The sequence below is a fragment of the Pseudoalteromonas sp. TP27 genome (assembly GCF_056470645.1).
In genome coordinates, this window is sequence record NZ_JARDAK010000015.1 from 88,231 (window position 1) to 104,646 (window position 16,416).

The 16,416-nt window shown below is 36.4% G+C and carries 19 protein-coding genes and 1 riboswitch; all 19 genes read right to left on the reverse strand.

Going from position 1 to position 16,416, the window contains the following annotated elements:
- Positions 1 to 4: 4 nt before the first annotated feature.
- Positions 5 to 328: a flagellar hook-basal body complex protein FliE gene (gene fliE / locus PX700_RS16180; protein ID WP_479521267.1), complete on the reverse strand. Its 324-nt coding sequence runs from the start codon at positions 326 to 328 to the stop codon at positions 5 to 7.
- A 16-nt stretch (positions 329 to 344) separates the two neighbouring features.
- Positions 345 to 1,658 (reverse strand): sigma-54 interaction domain-containing protein, encoded by a 1,314-nt coding sequence (locus PX700_RS16185; RefSeq protein ID WP_479521268.1) that lies wholly within the window; start codon positions 1,656 to 1,658, stop codon positions 345 to 347.
- Positions 1,659 to 1,678: 20 nt separating this feature from the next.
- Positions 1,679 to 2,557 carry an OmpA family protein gene (locus PX700_RS16190; RefSeq protein ID WP_479521269.1) on the reverse strand — a complete coding sequence of 293 codons (879 nt, stop codon included), beginning with the start codon at positions 2,555 to 2,557 and terminating at the stop codon, positions 1,679 to 1,681.
- A 101-nt stretch (positions 2,558 to 2,658) separates the two neighbouring features.
- Positions 2,659 to 2,740, reverse strand: a riboswitch (cyclic di-GMP riboswitch).
- Positions 2,741 to 2,887: 147 nt separating this feature from the next.
- Positions 2,888 to 4,963 carry a flagellar biosynthesis protein FlhA gene (gene flhA / locus PX700_RS16195; protein WP_479521270.1) on the reverse strand — a complete coding sequence of 692 codons (2,076 nt, stop codon included), beginning with the start codon at positions 4,961 to 4,963 and terminating at the stop codon, positions 2,888 to 2,890.
- 16 nt (positions 4,964 to 4,979) lie between these two features.
- Positions 4,980 to 6,110, reverse strand: coding sequence for a flagellar biosynthesis protein FlhB (flhB, locus tag PX700_RS16200; RefSeq protein WP_479521271.1), 1,131 nt, complete (start codon positions 6,108 to 6,110; stop codon positions 4,980 to 4,982).
- A 3-nt stretch (positions 6,111 to 6,113) separates the two neighbouring features.
- Positions 6,114 to 6,893, reverse strand: coding sequence for a flagellar biosynthetic protein FliR (fliR, locus tag PX700_RS16205; protein ID WP_197192685.1), 780 nt, complete (start codon positions 6,891 to 6,893; stop codon positions 6,114 to 6,116).
- Positions 6,890 to 7,159 (reverse strand): flagellar biosynthetic protein FliQ, encoded by a 270-nt coding sequence (locus PX700_RS16210; RefSeq protein ID WP_166378744.1) that lies wholly within the window; start codon positions 7,157 to 7,159, stop codon positions 6,890 to 6,892. Before PX700_RS16210 ends, fliR begins: the two co-directional genes overlap by 4 nt.
- Complete coding sequence (gene fliP / locus PX700_RS16215) at positions 7,156 to 7,908, reverse strand: flagellar type III secretion system pore protein FliP (protein ID WP_166378746.1); 753 nt, start codon at positions 7,906 to 7,908, stop codon at positions 7,156 to 7,158. The genes PX700_RS16210 and fliP overlap by 4 nt, the downstream gene beginning before the upstream one ends.
- Before the next feature lie 3 nt (positions 7,909 to 7,911).
- Entirely contained in the window at positions 7,912 to 8,250 is a 339-nt protein-coding gene (locus PX700_RS16220; protein WP_479521272.1) for a FliM/FliN family flagellar motor switch protein, read from the reverse strand.
- Positions 8,243 to 9,166, reverse strand: a complete 924-nt coding sequence (locus tag PX700_RS16225) for a FliM/FliN family flagellar motor switch protein (RefSeq protein ID WP_479521273.1) — start codon at positions 9,164 to 9,166, stop codon at positions 8,243 to 8,245. The genes PX700_RS16220 and PX700_RS16225 overlap by 8 nt, the downstream gene beginning before the upstream one ends.
- 27 nt (positions 9,167 to 9,193) lie before the next feature.
- Complete coding sequence (locus tag PX700_RS16230; RefSeq protein ID WP_479521274.1) at positions 9,194 to 9,592, reverse strand: PilZ domain-containing protein; 399 nt, start codon at positions 9,590 to 9,592, stop codon at positions 9,194 to 9,196.
- A complete protein-coding gene (locus PX700_RS16235) occupies positions 9,585 to 10,577 on the reverse strand; it encodes a flagellar motor protein MotB (protein ID WP_479521275.1) in 993 nt (330 codons plus the stop codon). The genes PX700_RS16230 and PX700_RS16235 overlap by 8 nt, the downstream gene beginning before the upstream one ends.
- 2 nt (positions 10,578 to 10,579) lie before the next feature.
- Complete coding sequence (motA, locus tag PX700_RS16240; RefSeq protein WP_166378756.1) at positions 10,580 to 11,443, reverse strand: flagellar motor stator protein MotA; 864 nt, start codon at positions 11,441 to 11,443, stop codon at positions 10,580 to 10,582.
- A 17-nt stretch (positions 11,444 to 11,460) separates the two neighbouring features.
- Positions 11,461 to 12,183 (reverse strand): FliA/WhiG family RNA polymerase sigma factor, encoded by a 723-nt coding sequence (locus PX700_RS16245; protein ID WP_479521276.1) that lies wholly within the window; start codon positions 12,181 to 12,183, stop codon positions 11,461 to 11,463.
- 12 nt (positions 12,184 to 12,195) lie between these two features.
- Positions 12,196 to 12,645, reverse strand: coding sequence for a flagellar basal body-associated FliL family protein (locus PX700_RS16250; RefSeq protein ID WP_479521277.1), 450 nt, complete (start codon positions 12,643 to 12,645; stop codon positions 12,196 to 12,198).
- A gap of 26 nt (positions 12,646 to 12,671) precedes the next feature.
- Positions 12,672 to 14,021 carry a flagellar hook-length control protein FliK gene (locus PX700_RS16255; protein ID WP_479521278.1) on the reverse strand — a complete coding sequence of 450 codons (1,350 nt, stop codon included), beginning with the start codon at positions 14,019 to 14,021 and terminating at the stop codon, positions 12,672 to 12,674.
- Positions 14,018 to 14,335, reverse strand: coding sequence for a hypothetical protein (locus tag PX700_RS16260; RefSeq protein WP_479521279.1), 318 nt, complete (start codon positions 14,333 to 14,335; stop codon positions 14,018 to 14,020). Before PX700_RS16260 ends, PX700_RS16255 begins: the two co-directional genes overlap by 4 nt.
- A gap of 217 nt (positions 14,336 to 14,552) precedes the next feature.
- The gene (fliS, locus tag PX700_RS16265) at positions 14,553 to 14,945 is read right to left on the reverse strand and encodes a flagellar export chaperone FliS (protein ID WP_479521280.1); all 393 of its coding nucleotides are present in this window, start codon (positions 14,943 to 14,945) and stop codon (positions 14,553 to 14,555) included.
- Positions 14,946 to 14,954: 9 nt separating this feature from the next.
- A complete protein-coding gene (gene fliD, locus PX700_RS16270) occupies positions 14,955 to 16,253 on the reverse strand; it encodes a flagellar filament capping protein FliD (protein WP_479521281.1) in 1,299 nt (432 codons plus the stop codon).
- Positions 16,254 to 16,416 lie beyond the last annotated feature (163 nt).

Genomic DNA, 16,416 nt, shown 5'->3' on the forward strand with positions numbered 1-16,416 from the left:
GCCTCTAGAGTGACATTCGCATTACATCATCAATACCATTGAGCACTTTATTTCGCATTTCCATAAGCATCGAAAAGCTTAAGCTTGCTTTTTGACTTGCGATCATAGCACCAACAACATCTTCACTTTGTCCCGTATCAACGGCTTTCATCATATCTCCAGCGATATTTTGCTGTTCATTTATTGATCGAACTACATGTTTAAAATCTTCACCTATATTTACATTTTCATTGGGGATTATATTAGGCTCAATTCGATCAGGTGCAGCTAACTGCTGCATTTCCATCATTTTACCAAGCATCAATCGTTGACTTTCAATTGGGGACATTAGAGTTTCCTTTAAATTATGCTATTGCATCTATATCAATGCCGTATTCACGCATAGCGGCAAGTTTGTATCTTAATGCTCGAGTACTCACTCCAAGCGCGTCAGCTGTTTGAGTTCTATGTCCTTTAAAGCGACTTAGTAAACTATAAATATAATCAAACTCAGCTTGTTTCTTATTTTCTTTTAATTGAGATGAGCAAAATGTAGCGGCAGCAGGTAAACAGTGAGGTAAGTTGAGATCGTCAGATTGAATCTCTGCACCACGAGCCATAACGAGTGCTCTTTGCATAACATTTTCAAGCTCTCGTACGTTTCCAGGCCAGTTGTAACAAAGCATAAGATCTTCAGCTTGTTTACTAATATGATACTCAGACGACCCGTATTTCTTAATGAAATAATGAGCCAAAGGTAAAATATCGTCTGTTCTATCACGAAGTGCTGGCCAACTAAGGGGTAGTACATCTAATCGATAAAATAAATCTTCTCTGAAATACCCTTTTTCTACTTGCTCTCTTAGTACTTTATTAGAAGCAGCAATAATCCGTATATCTAGATTAACTTTTTGATGACTTCCTAACCTTTCAACTTCACGTTCTTGTAAAACACGCAGTAACTTTGCCTGTAAATCAAGTGGTAGCTCAGTTATTTCATCAAGTAGTATTGTTCCTCCATTTGCAAGTTCAAATTTACCTGCTTGGGAGTTAACTGCTCCTGTGAATGCGCCTTTATTATATCCAAATAACATTGACTCAAGCATGTTCTCTGGTATCGCTGCACAATTGACAGCTACAAAAGGTTTATCTTTACGTTCTGAAGCTTTATGAATGAAATTGGCTAACTTTTCTTTACCAGTGCCTGACTCTCCACTAATCAATACACTTGCTGATGTTTGTGCCGCTCGATTAGCTAAGCGTAGAACTTGTTGCGACCTCGTCGATACAGCAATTAAATCTTCAACGCCGTGCTTCATTGAATTAGCATTACGGATTGTATTTTTCAGTTGTTGCTCAAAAAAAGGCTTTAATAAATAATCAACTGCGCCACCAATATTTATAGTTTTCGACGCAATTTGGCTCTGCGAAGAATCAACAAGAGAGACGACTTGAGTAATTGGACACGTTTTACGGATAAGTTTAATTAACTCAACTAATTCAATGTTTTTAATATCCGCGTCAACAAAAATAAGCTCTGGTTTAATACTAATACAATGGCTTACTGCTTCAGCAATAGAATTGGTATGCAAAAATCTAAAGTTTTCAGATATAACGGTTTCTATAAACTCAATATTCGGCTGCTGTTCACTTATCCATAAAAGGTACTTTTGGCTCATTTTATCTCCTACAAAACACATTAATTTGAATGTCGAAACAAACGAATCAAAACACGACGATTGGACGCTAATCCTTTTTCTGAATTTTCGACAATAGGATAACGTTGACCATGAGCGCGCACTTCTAACATACTTTTAGGCAAACCAAATTCTACTAATCTTGAGGCTACATCATCAGCTCTTTCTTTTGAAAGTAGACGATTCGCTAAAGGAGAACCAACATTATCAGTGTGCCCATCAACCATCACTTTAGTTACATCTTTATCTAGCGAAACGTAACGAACAAGATCCTTTAAAAAATCTAAATCGTCTTGCTGATAAACCGTACGTTTACCTGTTTTAAAGTGAATTTCATGATCTCTTGCCTGCTTCCAAGACAAAGGCGATAGGTTAGTTAAACAATGTTGATATTGCTCAATAACATCACTGCTGAAAATATTTGTAAATATAAGGCGTAATTGTTCATCTCCAAAACCTATAATACTATCAAGCCAACCACCTTGTTTTATTACTCTTAGTAAGGTGCTTTCGTTAATATCGAATGTAGCCGTATTATTTGTAATATCCGAAGTGAATAAATTAAGTTGCGGAGGGGAAATATTTTTCGACTGCCAATCAGCTTTTTTAGAGTAGACTTGGACATCAGTTACCGTTTTATCTGGTATTAGCCATTTAACAACTAGTTTTTGGGGTTCTGCAGGAACACGAACAATTTCTACAGATGCGAAGTTGTCAAAAGTTTGACCCAAGCGACAAGAAAAAGAACTTTCTTGTACAGACCATAAACCTTTTTCATAAGTTTGAGTAAAAACTTGTTCTTTTGCTGCAGCTTCATTAATTGTGGCAATAAAAAACAGACAACAAACTAAAAGTTTAATTGATGTGAAAATATGACTCATGAGTATTCCATACAACCTTGAACAGACCGACTAGGCCCTATTTAATATAAACAGCGAAATGTATAAAAATACATTTATAGTATTAAACGATGTCGCTAAGTTAATGTAGCCCCACGATCTTAGTTATCCCTTAGACTGGTGGCTTTGCGTCCTACACTTTCGTGAAGTTTGCTATTTAATTTACTTTATTGCACTTACTAACTGAACACTCAATAGCTTGATGCTAACCCATAAGGGCTACTTAATTTTTTAGGTTATAGTTAATTAGAACTAAATGCAACCATAATTGCATTTAGTTCATTACTTGTTCAGCATAGTCAATAAACGAGATCAACCTAATGACCCGAGAACATTAACTCTCACAAAATCTGGAATTTCGTTATAAGAGAGAACAACTAAACCACCTTTTGTAAAACTTTTCGCATAGCGAGCAAGCAAAGGCCTCAACTGAGGAATAACGATTAAAACAGGAGTAACTCCCCTTGTTTTCATGTCATCAACAAGTAAAGGCATCATCCGTTGAAATTGCCCTAATAAATTAGGATCAACAGGAAAGCTATCTAGTGCCACTTTCCCTGCCTGCATCGCTTGATCTAGTGAACTTTGCATTGTACTTTCAAGCTTTTCATCAAGACTGTAAGCGGCAAGCTCTTCTTTATTACCCATCACCTGTTTAACTAATACATTTTGTAATGCGCAGCGAACATCAGAAACCAATAAAATAGGATCTTTTGTTACTTCAACACTATCAATTAAAGTGCCTGCTATAGTCACAATGTCTTTAATACTAATATGTTCACGTAGTAATAACCGAATAACTTTCAGCTGTAAGTTAGTCGATAATGATTTTTCAAAAGTTTCAGCCAGACTAGGTGAAATTTCTTTCAATCTATCATTTAATCTCTGAACATCTTCGTAACTAAACAGCTCATCTAAGTGTTCTTTAATAATCTTACCTGTATGAGTAGCAATTACCGTACCAAGATCTACAACTGAATAACCCATATTTAAAGCTTTAGCTTTGCTATCATCTTTAATCCAAACTGCTTCTAGTCCGTAAGCCGGATCGGTTGTAATTTCTCCGTCTAGAGTTCCATAAACATCTCCGGTGTTTAAAGCGAGTAGTTCTTTGGCATTTAAAAAACCGTTTGCAACGGGAACGCCAGTTAGGTTAACTTTATATTCTTGAGGATTTAGCTTTAAATTATCTTTAATTCGGATTTCAGGTAATAAAAACCCTAATTGCTCCGACAGGTTTTTTCTTACACCTCGCAGAGTTTTAACCAGTTCCTCGCCTTTATTTTTATCAGCTAAATAAACAAGCCTGAACCCTAACTCCACTGACAATTTATCGACATGAGAAATGTCTCCCCACTCTAAACTGGCTTGTTGTTCACTTAAAATAGAGTCAGTTATTTGTTCAGCTTCGAGCAGATCTGTTGTGGGGAGTGACCTTTGTAATCGCCAAGAAACATAGAGTAAGGGAATTGCAAAACCCAAAAACGCCACAGTAGGCATGCCTGGTACTATGCCCAGGACTACCATAATTAAAGCTGCGGTAAAAATAACTCGTGGAGATGCAAGCAATTGTTTACCAACTGTTTCACTCATATCCCCTTCATCGTTCATTCGCGTAACAATGATAGCCGCCGCTACAGCAAGTAAAAGTGAAGGAATTTGTGCTACAAGGCCATCACCAATAGTAAGTAATGCAAAGCGCTGAAAAGCTTCAGCTAAACTAAGACCATGCTGGAATGCACCAATAGAGACACCACCCAGTAAATTAATTACTAGGATGATTAAGCCTGCAATAGCATCTCCTCGAACAAACTTTGACGCACCATCCATAGAGCCGTAAAAATCGGCTTCTTGGGCAATTGTTGCTCGTCTTTCTTTTGCTTGCTCTGGACCTATTAATCCTGCATTTAAATCGGCATCTATTGCCATTTGTTTACCTGGCATTGCATCTAATGTAAAGCGAGCTGCAACTTCAGATATTCGTTCTCCACCTTTTGTTATTACTACAAAGTTAATTACCATTAAGATGATAAAAACAACAATACCAACAACATAGTTACCGCCTATTACCACTTCACCAAAAGCTTGAATAACCCGGCCAGCTACGTCAGAACCTTCATGTCCATGTAATAACACAACGCGAGTTGAGGCTATGTTTAGGGTTAGCCTCATTAGGGTGGCAACAAGTAAAATAGTAGGGAATACAGAGAAATCTAATGGTCTCTTTGAGGATACGGCTACCAGAAGAACAATAACTGATAGCACAATATTGAATGTAAATAATGCATCTAATAGCCATGCTGGCAATGGTAAAATAACCATTGATAGTATAGCCAAAAGTATTAAAGGAATGGCTGTATAAGGCCGAGTAAAACTGCGCCAGTTCAAATTAAGACTCCAACATCTAAGATTTTTGTAAATTTTTAGGGATTTTTAATTCAGGTAATGGGGCCGGAGGCTGCCCACGACCTTGCTTATAAGCCTTTAGCTGCATAACATAAGTTAAAACGTACGCTACTGCGGTATATAAACCATTGGGAACTTCTTGGTCAATTCTGGTAGAAAAATATATAGCCCGAGCAAGAGCCGGAAGCTCTATGATTTCTTTGTTATTTTGACGTCCTACCTCTCTAATGCGTAATGCCATTTCATCAACTCCTTTTGCAACAACATAAGGAGCTTTAGCGGCACTTTCACTATACTTAATGGCAACAGCATAATGAGTTGGATTAGTAACAATCACATCGGCAGTAGGAACTCGTTCTTCAATTTTTCGATTTGCTTGCTGATATTGAATTTGTCTTATTTTGTTTTTAATTTCTGGGCTACCATCAGAAGATTTTCTCTCTTCTTTTACTTCTTGATGCGTCATTTTTATTTTTTTAGAGATTTGATGTTGCTGAAAAGGAACATCAATTACGGCAACAAATAACAATAATGTCACTGTGACCATTAATGATAAAAAGAGTAATTCAATACCTTGTCCTATAGCGACTTTAATGTCTAAGCTTTGCAAAAACATTAGTTGTCCCCATAGTTTGGTTAAAAATACATATAAACAAATCGCTAATAAGCTGATTTTTAGAATAGATTTAACCAGTTCTACTAATGACTGTGTCCCAAACATTTTACCTAAACCTTTTAACGGGTTTAGCTTACTAAACTTAGGGGATACTGATTTCATTGAAAAAACAAAGCCGCCCGGCAAAATCCCTGTAATCCACATAGCTAAAAATAATAAAAACAAAAATGGTGTTAAAGTTGAGATCATATCCATTACAGCCCTACCCATGGCAATAGGCATCATTTTAGTATTATTTATAATATTGTGATCGAGCTGCATACTCGTATTCATCAAATTTACAAATAATGTATAAAATAAATTTGAAAACCAGAGTAAACCTGAAATAGCAACCATCAACAGTATGGCCGTATTCAGCTCTTTAGAACGCGCTACCTGACCATCTTCTTTGGCCTTTTTTAACCTTTTCTCTGTGGGTTGTTCTGTTTTTTCTTGGGAGCTATTTTCAGACATAAATTATTGCATCGCTTGTGAAAAAACAGTGAGTACATGATACGCCAAGGAAGAGAAAGCACTTCCCATATATTCTAACGTCATAAACACACAAAAAAATCCCATCAAAAGGGACATAGGAAAACCCAATACAAATATATTAAGTGACGGGGCCGCTCTACTAGCAACACCAAATGTAAGGTTGACCAATAACATGGCTATAATACCAGGTAGCGAAAGAAGCAATGCAGAGGAAAACATCCAAGTAAATAGCATTACTATTGACTGGATATTAAATTCATAAATGCTCCTCCCAATTGGGAAAACATTAAAGCTTTCGACCATTACATTTAGAGTAATTAAGTGACCATCGACAGCAAAGAATAATAATGCCCCCATAATCCAAAATAACTGCCCTAGTAATGCAACCTGGTTTCCACTTCCAGGGTCCATCACCAATGCCATAGATAAGCCCATCTGCATTGATAATATAAGCCCAATGATCGCCATAACCTCAAATAGCATTCGCAGTGAAAGCCCCATCATTACGCCAAAAATAATTTGTTCCGCCGTTAAAATAACAGCATCCAAAGAAAATATATCAACTGCGGGGGCAAGGGGTAATTGTGGTGCAACCAAAAAAGCAAGCATCATCGAAAGGAGTATTCGTGAGCGTGGCGTCACTGCCGGGTTATCAAAAACAGGCATAGACCATAATAGTGCAGAAAAGCGCACAAAAGGCCACCATACCATGCCTATCCAACTAACTAAATCACCCGCAGTGAGCGATATTAACGAACTCACCCGAAGACTCCGGGAATCATAAATTTGAGTTTATCAAACCAATCAACGAGTATTTGAAGCATCCAGTGCCCAGCAAAAACTACCATTAGTAGAGTCAGTAACATTCTTGGCAAAAAAGTCAATGTTTGCTCTTGTATAGAGGTTGCACCTTGTATTATTGCTACAACAATACCTAAAATTAACCCCGGCACAATTAAAACTAAAATCAATTTAATAATTGTATAAACTGCAGAAGCAATAAGCTCTACAGCCATTTCTGGACTCATGGCGACATACCAAAGGTCGCTGCTAGCGTACCTGCAACCATCGACCACCCATCTGCTAAAACAAACACCATAAGTTTAAAAGGTAAACTTATAATTAAGGGTGACAACATCATCATACCCATGGACATCAACACACTACTTACAACTAAATCTATGATTAAAAACGGAATAAATAGCATAAAACCGATTTGAAAGGCTGTTGTTAACTCACTAAGTACAAACGCTGGCATTAATACTTCAAAAGGGATCTCTTGGGCAGTTAATGTTGTTGGTTCGTTTGCAATTAATAAAACCTGTCTAAGTTCGCTTTCTCTAGTTTGTCTTAACATAAAAGTACGAAGTGGTTTTTCAGCCCTCGCTAATGCTTCTTCCAAACCAATAGTTTCAGCTTGAAATGGCTTATACGCATTTTGATACATATCTTGCCAAACAGGTCTCATTATTAGCATCGTCAACATTAACGATATTCCAATTAGAATCTTATTCGGCGGGCTTTGTTGAAGCCCCATCGCTTGCCTTAAAATTGCTAATACAATAATAATTCGAGTAAATGAAGTCAGTACCATCAACAAAGCAGGGATCAAGCTCAATACCGTCATAAGCAACAAAATCTGCAACTTAACGTTATAATCTTGCCCTTGCGCAGTATCTTTTAAAGAAAATAGCGTAAGTTCTTCGGCATTTAACCAGCCTGGTATTAAAAGCAATATTAAAAGTAAACCAGTCTTAAAAATTACGCTTTTATTCATTTCTTATGCTTCCTCTTGCTCAGGAGCATCTTCTTTTATAAATTTAAGCGCATACTTACCTTCAGCCATAACAACTTCAGCTTTAGCAAAGAAAACCCCATTAACTTTAACATCTAAAGGCTCACCAGCAACTTTATCAAGTCGCAAAACATCACCGTCTTTGGCTTGGCTTAACTCACCCAGTGTAATTTCTGTGCTAGCAACTTCTAAAGTAACCAATAAAGGAACATCTTGGAAAAATGACATATTATCAGTATTGCCTTGCGCAACTGATTTATTTTCAAAGTCATCTATTCCATCTAAGTCTAAACCCGCTAAGGCACTATCAAGATTATCATTCATAATTTATATTACTCGTTTCTTTATTTGTTAATTCTGTGATTTGAAATGCTAAGCCTGAGTCTTGCTCTACCACTTGACCTTTAAATATATTTTTCTTACCTAATTTAAACAATGCAAGTTCATTAAGCTCTATAGGCAAAAGTTCCCCATTCATACACCCTTTTAGTTGCTTAAGGGTTACTTTCTTGTTTGCCATCTCAACTTTTCCTTGTACAGAAAATTGTGGCCAAACGTTCATTGCTATGTTTTCAGGGGAAGTACTTTTATCTTTAATATTCAGTTTCTTGTCACTAAAAAAAGATATAGGCAACCAAAGAAACCAGCTGATAACTTCGTTTTCTAAAATAAAACGAACTTTAAAAGCGATATAGTTTAACGGGTTTGGGTGCTTTTCATATTTTTGAACTTCGCCTAATAAAGCTGAGCGCTCTCTAAATAGTAACTTTTGCACCCCCTGAACTTGCCTTTGTAATAAACGACAACAAATTCTATTTTCTGTAGAGCTTAACTCAGTAGGAAGCTCTATAGACTCATCAGTTGAAGGATTTAAGCTATTAAACTCCCCGCCAAGACATAAGTCTGCTGTCTTATGAGCACTTTTATAGTCAAGCGCTAAGTAAGCAGAGTCCTCTTCAGGAACAAATAAAGGGCATTCAATAAAAATACGTGGAGACTCTTTAAACCAGCTTTCAATTACACCTTTACTACATTGAGTAATATCAACATTAAACCGCGTATCGTTAAAAAGTTGAGCGAGTTCAAGTTCGAAAACTTTTCGCATATTAACTTTCATTTCATCCGCTTTTTTTATTGCATGATCTAAAATACGCTGCTCTAGAGTAAGAGGGAAAGCAGTAAAGCTAGTTGCATCTTTAGCTTTAATTAACTTAGGCCTAACATTTAACTTTTTATGCATAAAAAAGCTTTCCCCGGTTTAGTTTCATCATTTCTTTCCTTGCTCTTTTCTATACTGAGCTTGTTGCTGTAATCGCGTTACAATAGCACTTCGTTTTCGCTCGTTTTTAGACGTCCATTCAACACCTAAAAACATCAGCTTCTCATTAACTTGGCGGCGGTACATTACCCTTCCTACTAATCGGCTATGTTCATCAAATACAACCGTAAAGGTATTAGGTATTGTCTTTTCTGCAGGTACTAGTATACCCACTCCACCCACACTTATATCTTTGGCAACTGCATGACAAATAGAAATGTCAATGAAAAAGTTGCGCAATAACTGAACACCCACTCCACCTCGCTGTAAAGCTTCTGGCTCATAGTTGTCTTTAGGATTTAAATTCCAACGTTTATAATTGCGTTTTGTTTCAATTTGGCTACTCATAACCACCTTCAAGGCGTAATACAGGCTTATTAGCAGTCGCTGCTTTAGCTGATTTATTTACAGGGCTATCGATATTGTTATCATTAAATAATGCATTAAGTTTTTCTTCTGCATCTTTAGTTAAAATTAACAACTCTACTCGTCGGTTCTCACTAGCTAACAAGTTATCTTTATTTAGGGGACGATTTGAAGAAAATGCATTTACTTGTAATACACTTTTAGTGGGCATCCCTCCTGCAGACATTATTTTTCTTGCTTGCTGCGCTCTTTCACCAGATAGGTCCCAGTTTCTTGAGCTACCATCTTTAAAAGTACTTGCGTCACTGTGTCCTGAAATAATTATTTTATTATCAATATCGCGAAACAAACCACCAAGATATAAAAATAAATCTTCAAAGAAAGGTGTCATATCATTTTTAGAGCGTTCAAACATTTTATGACTATCGTTATCTCTAATAATGACCCTCAATCCCGATGGAACCTCTTCCACTAATAAGTTATTTTTTAACAAATCTTCTTTTGATAAATCTTGAAAGCTTTTCAATAATAAACTTAGCTCAGACGACGCTTTAAAGTCACTATCAATTACTGAGTTAAGTTTATCACCTTTACCTGCTTTAGGGTCTATATCACCCTTGGGAACTTGTAAAAACTCACTCATACCTGGTTTAGGAGAGTCCGGAGGTACATCTCCTGATTCTAAGTGTTTTATTACTGACGGCGAACCGCCTAAATCAACAGGAAAAGGACTGTTTTGAGGGTCAAAAATAGCAGGCCCACCATCAAACACTGAATGAGTTCTCATATAGTGTGCTATTTCAACACGTTCAGATTCATTTGTAATAGCCATAATCCACAACACCATAAAAAAGGCCATCATAGCTAATGTAAAGTCGGCAAAAGCAACTTTCCAAGCACCGCCATGCGCTGCATGTTTTGCTTTTCTACGTCCTTTTTTTATTATTATTTCATTCGTTTTTTCCATAACTACGCAGCCTTATTATTTATCCACTCTTCCATAGTGGTAAAAGTAGGCTTAACTTCTTCATTTATTAATTTTCTACCCGAATCCGTAGCCACTATAGGAACATGCCCTTTAGCGTGAGCTACGAGCATTGCTCTTACACACTCAAGCATGGCCATTTGTTTTTTTACATATTGCTCCATTGCAGAAGCTAAAGGAGCAATTAAACAGTAACAAGCAAATATACCAATAAATGTACCTACTAATGCTGCCGCAACGTGGTAGCCAATTTCACTTAATGCCCCATCCAAATGTTGCATTGTAATAATAATACCGCCCACTGCGGCTAAAATACCAAAACCAGGCATTGCTTCGGCTATTCCTGCTAGTGCATGAGATGGCTTTAATTTTTGCTCTTCAATAGTATAAATTTCTTGCTCTAACATTGCGTCAAAATCATGAGATGTAATTTTACCCATGCTAAATAAGCGCAAATTATCACAAATAAAGGTAACCAGTTGAGGAAACTCATAAACCTTAGGGTAAGCAAGAAAAATTGAACTTGTTTCTGGGTTTTCTACATGTTCATCAAGGCCTTTAATACCTTTAATTCTGGCTAAATCCAAAAGCGAATAAATAACCAATAACAGATCATGATAAAGCTCTGAAGAATTACTCCCTTTACCACTTATAAATTGATATTTTAACTGACTTAACATTTCGGTTAAAACGTATTTAGAATTACCGACAATAAGTGCGCCTACACCCGCCCCTAAAATTATTACAAACTCAGCAGGTTGCCACATAGTAGCAACATTACCTCCAGCAAAAGCAAAACCGCCCAGCACTGCAGCAAGTACCACAATTAAACCTATAATTCTTTGCATTATTTATCCTTCAAATACTATGTTTGTTGAAGCTTTCTAGTTAGAGTTTCGAGTGCCCGTTTATGTAACTGGCAAACTCGTGCTTCTGTAAGTTCAAGTGTTAGCGCTATTTCTTTCATATTCATTTCGTGCGTGTAATACAACTGTAAAAGTAATTTATCGCGAGTATTCATATCACTCATTACATTTTTTAGCATTAGCGCGGTGTCGGTATCATTTTCAGAGTCTGGTGTACTAATAGGTAATTTAGGATTATCTTCAAGTAGACTTTCTAGGCTCTCAATCGTTTCTGCTTGGCCGCTATACTGTAATTGCACTAATTCATCGTGCTTAATATTAAGTGCTTCACATAACTCGCTGTCTGTCGGTTCACGGCCATATTCTTTTCTTAAAGCACGCGTCATATCTCGCAATTTATGCGATTGTTGCCTTAACTGTCTAGGTCGCCAATCTAAGCGTCTAAACTCATCAAGCATTGCACCACGAATTCGCTTAAACGCAAAAGCTGTAAACTTCTCATCTATATCTCGGCCATAACGCCTAAGTGAACTAAGCAATGCGACTAAGCCAATTTGCTGGATATCGTCGTTATCCACAAGCACACCCACTTGTGTTCGCATATGTGCAGCAGCTCGTTTAACTAAATAAGAGTACTGAGCTAATAGCTCAGTTTCTTTTGCCGGTGAAAGCGTTACAAATGAGTCTGATGCAACTTCACCCCACTCTTCATTCAGTAGCATGCTTAATGCACCTTACTGAATAAATACATTGGTAACGAGTACATTTTCTAGTTTTAAAGACGCCTTACTTTTTAAAACCATATTAAATTCCTCTAATAATGTTTGTTGCACAGCATCTATATCTTTAAATAAAACCTTAACATCAGCATGGCTCATATTAGCAAACTGCTTTACTAGTACATTACGTAACAAAGGCGTTACTTTTTCGGCATTTAATTTATTTTCAATACTAGGAGGGATAACCAGTACTAAATCTAAAACTAAATATCGTGCATAACTATCATCAGATACGCTAATTATAAAACGGTCCATTTCGTAATACTGAGATTCTGACACTTCGGTGATCGGAGCTTCAGAATCAGAGTTTTCATCAACTTCAGGACTACTATCGAGCAATTTACCGGCAAAAAAAGCGCCCGCAATTAAAATTAAAGCGCCAATCCCTAACAATATTTTTTTCACATTTATCTCACTTTAATCAATATTAATTATACTAATCTATTTAACCAATCTGACGATGTTTTTGACTGTTCTGGAGCATCTATTTCTGAGTTATCTGTAAACAAAAAGTTATCTGCTATTTTTTCATCGTCAGAATTATTGTTTTGCTCTTGTTGCTTATCACTAAAACTTAAATCAACTGAAACACTGCCATTTTGAGAAAGTGTTTGCCTTAACTGATCTAATGTTTGAGCAATAGCGTCTCTTACTTGTGGGTTACTGGTTACTAAATTAACGGATGTTTTGTCGCCATCAACACTAATTGAAATCTCTATTCGACCTAAATTAGGGGGATCTAACCGTATTTGAGCTCGTTGTACTTGCTGGCCAATTTGCAGATTAACCTTGTCACCTAACACATTTAGTAACCGCTGGCCCCATTCATTTGGGCCACCTTTAAGTTTTTCTTGTCGCCATTCAAATGTATCGACAGCCGCTGTACTATTAGAAACAGCACCAAGCAACTGCATTTTATGGTTTAGTAAATCACGATTTTCAATATTAAAAGCGCCATTAGAAAACGCATTAATTGAATGCTTTGCTAATTCGTTTTTACGTATTACTAATTGTTCATCACTTATTTCTGTAAATGCTACACTATCTGCATTAGGCTGCGAACTTAAAGAGCGAAACTCTCCTTGTGTAACAGGCACTTGTATTGTTTTATTTAATAGTGGCTGAGCAATTTCACTCGAAGTATCACCCTTACTAACAAGCACATTTAAATCAGCACTAATGGACTGCGCAATAGAGTTTGATGCTTCAGGCTTAAAGCTATTTGTATTATTTGAATTTAATCTATTTATACCAAGGTGAAGTCCGTTAGAAATGTTGCTATTTTGCGAAGAATTCAAAACCATATCACCTGTTGAGGTGGTTACTGCAGCTTGAGCTGTTTGGTTTACAGCTAATGGAAGTTCTATTGCACTTTCAGTACTGGGATTACTCAGTAAAGAGTCTTCAATTAAGGGCTTATTAGCTAAACTTTCATCCACACTTACTAAATCTTGCGCAGCATTAGCTGAGCTTTGTAAATTAACTTCAGGCTCGGCGATTTTTTGTTTTTGAATTGGATTGAGTAAGTAATGACTTTCAGACTTTTCATCTACATCAGCTGATTCTGCAGATACGTATTCATCACCAGTAATCTCGTCATCAGCAACATCATTTATAGTGTTGCTTTCATCCATTTCTTTTTGACTAGCTAAAGCGTGTTCATTAAACTCTTTACCTTGCACCTCAGCGTCTTCTGAAGTTGAAGCATTTGCAATAACTCTTTTACTATTTACACCTTCAAATTCAGCTTTAGGTGCGGCATTGCCTACTTGAACATTCATAAATTACTTCCTTCAGAGAATTCCTTGTAAGCAGCAATACCTTCTTTATTTTCTTGATGGTTTTGCATTTTCACTTTAACTATCGATTGCTGTTTAGCAATTAAATTAATTATATTTTTATAACGTTTTTTTAATAATTTTCGCTGTGGCTCTGTCGAATTAAACCATGGCATTGTTTGCGAAATACTAAGCAACGAATGCATTATTTTATCAGCTTGTTTTACCTTAAACCAATTACCGTCTTGCACAGCTTGTTCCATATACGCCAGTAACTGCTCTATTTTTTTTTCAGTTTCTTTACTTGATAAAACCATGAACAGCACTAAACCTATGAATAAACAACACAACATTAAAGCAAAAAACAAGCCAACTTTAAGGCACTGTTTTTACTAAATAAAAATATATAAAAACCCCAAAAGCGGAAACCACCCTTCCGTAGCGGAAGCAAAGTGGAAGCGATTGCGATTGTAATAAAACATCTCAAAAAAAAACCAGCCAAATTAGCTGGTTTAATATTACATATAAAATGCGTTAACCTATTTGCGTGCCTAAACCTTGCCAACCCTCTTGCAGATTAGTCATTACTACACGAGTAGAGTCAATAAACGACAAATCATTTTTTAAGCTTGCTTGAAGTAAAGCTTGCCCACAATGCTCATAAAGCTTTTGCATATTTTGTGCAACTTCGCCGCCTTTATCAAGATCAAGTGACGCTTCTAACCCACCTAAAATACGCATTAATTTTTCAATACTTTCAGCTTTTTTATCGTAACGTTTTTGATTAATATGCCCTGCAGCTCTTTCTAGTTCATCTAAAAAACCATCAAACAACATTAAAACAAGTTTATGTATATCTGCACTGGCCGCTTTGGCATCAACCGATGTGCTTTTATAAGCTGAAAAGCCATCATTTAAATCTAACATAATTAGTCCCTAACCAAATTGACCCATTGTAGATTCTAATTGCGCAATAGTCTGCTGCATTTGCGTAAATTGCGATAAATAACGTTGATATACTTGTTGCATTGATAACTCATGGCTTTCTTGTTGCCTAATAACAATATCTAAACTAGCTTGCAGGGTATCTTTTTTGTCATTCATTATCCCGTAACTTTTTGTATAAGGTTCTATTCTTTCTTCTAATTTGGACATTATGCCATTGTCACCGGTTAACATCTTAGTTAGCAAATCAGGATCAGAGTTTAATGCCTTTTCTAATCTTTCACTATTAATTTGTAAATTACCACTACGATCAAATTCAATACCGACAGAATACAATGTTTTGCCTTCAAATGTACCCTGAAGATCGTTACGTAATGAGTTAGCTAAACCACTGGCTAGGCTATCTCTTTTTAAGTCATCGTTTGTTGTAATGCTACTCACTAAATTATTATAAGCATCAACAAAACCTTGAATATTACTCTTAGTATTTTCTACATCTTGTCCAATCGAAACATGAGTAGGGCCATCGGCTGGATCCTGTACCTTGGTAAGATTTAAGGTTACACCTTCAATAACATCTTCAAGTGTATTACTTGTAGAGGTAACTGTAATCGCAGAAGTTGTCCCCAACTTCACAATAGAATCTTGTGCCGCTGCAAGCTCAGTTTGTCCTGCAATAGCGTTAGTAATATTGGCGCCATTACCATCCGAGCCAGGCGTAAAACCCATTGTTACTAGGTTTGCCGCCCCTGAGTCTTCACTAGTCATCACTAAAAATGTTTCAGTACCTGATCGTATAACACTCGCTTTGACACCAGTGTTATCAACATGTGTGTTTATCGCACTTGCAAGGTCAGTTAATGAAGCCGATGCTCCTAATGTTGATAAATCGACATTAAATGATTGTCCTGCTAAATCAATATTTAATTCACCATCGGTACTTAAAGGTATAGTGGTATCAAAATTAAGGGCAACTTGGTGTGATTGCGCTAACTGCTCAACAAAAATATCATACTCACCTGATGTAGCACTGCCAGTTGTTGTAATGCTAAGCGCAGCTTCATCAGACACATTAGCTGAATTCGCTAAAAAATTACTATCACTATCTAAGTTGTCTGATACGCTATCATAAAAACTTGACAGCGTAGTTTTTAAGGCGTCAAAAGAACTTATTTTACTAGAAAACTCATCGTATTTATTGCTTAAAAGTTGATCTTTTGAAGCACGCTCAATTTGTGTGTATTGACTTGCTAAGTTTTGCGGGTCAATTCCTAATGCTGATAAAGACATTTTATTCTCCAAGTGTTTATTTTAATAAATAAAAACTCAAACGAATTTTTATTTATTAAAATAGCTATAGATACTATAGCTATTTTATTTTAATGAACTCATTAGTTCATTTAATGATAAACGATTAGTTAAGTAATGAGCCAATCATTTGTGTTGTACTGTT